4 protein-coding genes and 5 tRNA genes are annotated in these 3,848 nt (G+C 37.7%); all 9 read right to left on the bottom strand.

From position 1 onward, the window contains the following. Nucleotides 1-96: 96 nt before the first annotated feature. A tRNA-Thr gene (locus tag JHC30_06950) sits at nucleotides 97-172 on the bottom strand. Nucleotides 173-197: 25 nt separating this feature from the next. Further along, nucleotides 198-274, bottom strand: a tRNA-Met gene (locus JHC30_06945). Nucleotides 275-277: 3 nt separating this feature from the next. Continuing rightward, nucleotides 278-352 (bottom strand) — tRNA-Gly (locus JHC30_06940). 6 nt (nucleotides 353-358) lie between these two features. Next, nucleotides 359-445 (bottom strand) — tRNA-Tyr (locus JHC30_06935). 2 nt (nucleotides 446-447) lie between these two features. Further along, a tRNA-Thr gene (locus tag JHC30_06930) sits at nucleotides 448-523 on the bottom strand. A 53-nt stretch (nucleotides 524-576) separates the two neighbouring features. Further along, on the bottom strand, nucleotides 577-1,107 hold the full coding sequence (locus tag JHC30_06925) for a sigma-70 family RNA polymerase sigma factor (protein MCI4463884.1): 531 nt from the start codon (nucleotides 1,105-1,107) through the stop codon (nucleotides 577-579). Beyond that, nucleotides 1,091-1,849: a 23S rRNA (guanosine(2251)-2'-O)-methyltransferase RlmB gene (rlmB, locus tag JHC30_06920; protein MCI4463883.1), complete on the bottom strand. Its 759-nt coding sequence runs from the start codon at nucleotides 1,847-1,849 to the stop codon at nucleotides 1,091-1,093. The genes JHC30_06925 and rlmB overlap by 17 nt, the downstream gene beginning before the upstream one ends. Further along, nucleotides 1,842-3,338 carry a cysteine--tRNA ligase gene (locus tag JHC30_06915; protein ID MCI4463882.1) on the bottom strand — a complete coding sequence of 499 codons (1,497 nt, stop codon included), beginning with the start codon at nucleotides 3,336-3,338 and terminating at the stop codon, nucleotides 1,842-1,844. Before JHC30_06915 ends, rlmB begins: the two co-directional genes overlap by 8 nt. After that, on the bottom strand, nucleotides 3,331-3,848 hold a 518-nt coding region (locus JHC30_06910; protein ID MCI4463881.1), incomplete at its 5' end, for a glutamate--tRNA ligase. The genes JHC30_06910 and JHC30_06915, both read right to left, overlap by 8 nt.

Raw genomic sequence — 3,848 nt, 5'->3', positions numbered from 1 at the left:
TCACATGCGGCTTAGACCTTTCAAATTTTTCTTTAGTTGCCATGTTGTACCTCCTTCGCAATCTCTATTATATATAAATTTCATTAATCACAAAAATGGAGCCCACGACCAGGATTGAACTGGTGACCTCGTCCTTACCAAGGACGCGCTCTACCGACTGAGCTACATGGGCTCAATACTTTCCAAAAATAAATTAATGGTCGCGGGGGCTGGATTTGAACCAGCGACCTCCGGGTTATGAGCCCGACGAGCTACCTGACTGCTCCACCCCGCAACCTGGAGCGGGAGACGGGAATCGAACCCGCGACGATCAGCTTGGAAGGCTGATGCTCTACCACTGAGCCACTCCCGCGCATCATGGTGGGCAGGGAGGGATTCGAACCCCCGAAGGCGCACGGCCAACAGATTTACAGTCTGTCGCCTTTAACCACTTGGCTACCTACCCACTGGAGCCGACGAGCCGACTTGAACGGCTAACCTACTGATTACAAGTCAGTTGCTCTACCCGTTGAGCTACGTCGGCATTCCGAATTTTATTATACGAATATTGTGCTATTTGTCAAGAGGTAAACACTCTCATTTAGAGGAGTTAATAAATTTTTGAGCCTTTTTCTTAATTCGTTGGATTGTATTATCAACAGATTTATAATCTTCGTTAAGTAATCTTGCTATATCTCGTATTTTTACACCTTCAAGATACAATTCAAATACCTTCATTTCTTTCGGCGCAAGCAATTTTTTGAATTCTTCTATCTCTTCTTTTATCTCAAATTCACTTTCAAAGTCATAAGTTTTGGAGATTGCCTCATCAAGTGGCACCTCGATTTTTCTTTTCCTTAAAAAGTCAAGGATACGGTTCCTTACATTAATAAAAAGAAAATTCTCAAAATTTCCGTAATTTTCAGAATATCCATCAATACTCTTAAGGGCAGCAAAAAGAGCCTCAAGATAAAGGTCATCTCTGTCTTCTTTTGTAAGAAAAAGTCCATAGTATCTTACAATTTTCTTAATAAAAGGAGTGTATATCTTTAAAATCTCTTCTTGAGCAGACCTATCCTGTAACTTTGCTAACTTTAATAGTTCGCTTATATTATGCGTACTCTCCATTTTTCAGTTTTTCTTCTAACGCCCTAAAAAGCACAATACCAGTTGCAACAGAAACATTAAGAGAATTAACTCTTCCCCTCATTGGGATTTTTACAACATAATCACACTCTTTGAGGATACCTTTTCTTACACCCTCTCCTTCATTACCCATAACAAAAGCAAAAGGATGGTTTTTGTAATCTACATCGAAATAATTAACTTCTGCATTAACATCTGTTCCAATAATCCAAACACCCATATCCTTCAATTCTGAGATTGCCTGAGTTAGGTTCTTTACTTTGTATATATTTACATGAAACACAGCGCCAGAAGAGATAGACATTACAGTCTCTGTAACCTCGCAGGACTCTCTTTCCTGAATAACAATGTCTCTAACGCCTGCACATTCTGCTGCTCTAATAATCGCACCAAAATTCTGCGGATCTTGAATACGGTCCAAAAGAAGAATTATGCTATTTCTTTTTACTTTTAAATCCGCAAAGTCTTTGTACTCATAAGGGGCACCGACACCTACAACACCTTGATGGTTCATAATTTTAAATCTTCTATCGAACCAACTTTTTTCTCTTGTAAGAACCTGAATTTCATTTTTTCTTGCGTGTGCAAGGATTGATTTCATAGTATTCTCTTTAAGGTCAACACCATCCTCAATCACTATAAGCCTTATCGGATAATGAGCCCTTAACGCTTCTAATACAGGATTTCTCCCGATAATAAAGTATTCGTTTTTAATTTTATCCATTTGTCGCCTCTAATCTATATTTTGTACCATCTTTCGTGTCTTCTAAAATTATTCCTATCTCCTTAAGCCCATCCCTTATTTTGTCAGAAAGAGCGAAGTTCTTCTCTTTTCTAAACTTATTTCTTACCTCAATTAATGCATTAAGAGCTTCGATAGGATCGTCTAATTCTTTTTGAGAAAGCGCTTCTTTTATGCTTTCATCCTTCAAAAATTCTTCCAAAACCTTTGAAATTTTTTCCTTAAATGAGAAATCAATATTTCTTTCCTCCCCAATCCTATCAAAGCCAAGAATATAAAACATATCCTTGAGAACATTATTAAGCATTGCAAGGTCGTCTTTTGAGATACTATCCTTGTTTGCATTGAAAAATCTAAATATTTCGAACAAAACTGAGATAGCAACTGGTGTATTAAAATCATCATCCATTGCTTCCATAAATTGTTCTTTCCACTTTAATATTTGCTCTTTTATAGACATATCTCCTGATGTAGCCCTGTTAAGATACTTTTTCAACTCGAGATAACTATTATGAAGATACTCGTAGTTTTTACGAGCAACTTCCAACCCTTCAAGGTCAAAATTCAAAGGCTTTCTGTAGGAGACTGATATATAGAAAAGCCTTAAAACCTCTCCGTCGTAATCCTCAAGAAGCGTATGAAGATTAAAGAAGTTCCGAAGGGACTTACTCATTTTTTCTCTGTTTACATTAAGCATTCCATTGTGAACCCAGAATCTCACGAAAGGCTCAACACCAGTATACGCTTCGGACTGAGCAATCTCATTTTCGTGGTGAGGGAATATAAGATCGTCACCGCCACCATGAATATCAAAAGAGTTGCCAAGTATTTTTAGAGTCATCGCAGAACACTCTATATGCCAGCCTGGTCTTCCTTTACCCCAGGGGCTATCCCAGAAAGGTTCACCTTCTTTTGCCTTTTTCCAGAGTGCAAAATCAAGCGGGTTTCTCTTTTCCGGGTTTACCTCAATCCTTGCGCCTGCCTGGAGTTCTTCTAAATTCCTGTGAGAAAGTTTCCCATAGTCCTTAAACTTTGTCACATCATAATATACACCATCGGATATCTCGTATGCGTACCCTTTTTCGACAAGTACCTTTACCATTTCAATAATATCCTCTATAAACTCGGTTGCTCGTGGATATGCATAGAGAGGCAATACATTCAGTTTCTTAAGGTCTTCAAGATAGATTGAAGCATACTTTTCTGCAAGTTCCTTAAAGTTTACCTTGAGTTCATTTGATCTTTCGATGATTTTGTCATCAATATCCGTAAAGTTTGAAATATGAATAACTTCATATCCAAGATAGGTAAGATATCTATGCATTACATCGTATACCACAGCAGAACGTCCGTGTCCTGCATGAGCATAATCATATGGCGTAAGCCCACATACATACATATAAACCTTGCCTTTTTCACGGGTTGTAAATTCTTCAAGTTTTCTTGTAAGGTCATTATAAACCTTAAGCATTTAAGACCTCCAGCACCTTTGTTAGCCTCGCTATTGCTTCATCCTTCCCTATAAAGTAAATAAACTCATGCACTTCCATCCCTTCTTCCTTCATTGTTATTGCAAGCCGCAAAGGGAAGTAAAGATTCTTACCTTTTATCTTCAATTCCTTTCCAAGTTCTCTTATAAGATTTAATATTGTATCCATGGTAAAGGGCTCAAGACTTTGAAGCCTATCTTTGAATTTCTCAATAAGCTCTTTTGCGTTGTATTCTTTAATTTTTTCTACGATGTCCGTATTTATTTCGTATGGTTCAAAGAGTTGCGAAGATACTCTTTCTACATCCTTTACTGTATCAAAATGTTCTTTCATTGTTTCAATGAACGAAAGCCACCATTCTTTGGGCTTTTTGCTAAAATCAATCGCAATGCTTTCTCCAACTTCATAGATTCGTTCTGCAGGGGTCTGAGTTAGATATTTATGGTTCATCCATTTGAGTTTTTCAAAGTCAAATATAGCAGGGGCTTTGT

Origin of the sequence: Caldisericum sp., assembly GCA_022759145.1 — a bacterium.
Classification (GTDB): domain Bacteria; phylum Caldisericota; class Caldisericia; order Caldisericales; family Caldisericaceae; genus Caldisericum.
The sequence above is the reverse complement of the archived record's forward strand: the minus strand, read 5'-3'. Positions and strand labels throughout refer to the sequence as shown.

Coding starts and splice junctions, on each gene's coding strand:
- JHC30_06915 (MCI4463882.1), bottom strand. CDS start 3,338: ATGCTTAAGGTTTATAATGACCTTACAAGAAAACTTGAAGAATTTACA.
- rlmB (MCI4463883.1), bottom strand. CDS start 1,849: ATGGATAAAATTAAAAACGAATACTTTATTATCGGGAGAAATCCTGTA.
- JHC30_06925 (MCI4463884.1), bottom strand. CDS start 1,107: ATGGAGAGTACGCATAATATAAGCGAACTATTAAAGTTAGCAAAGTTA.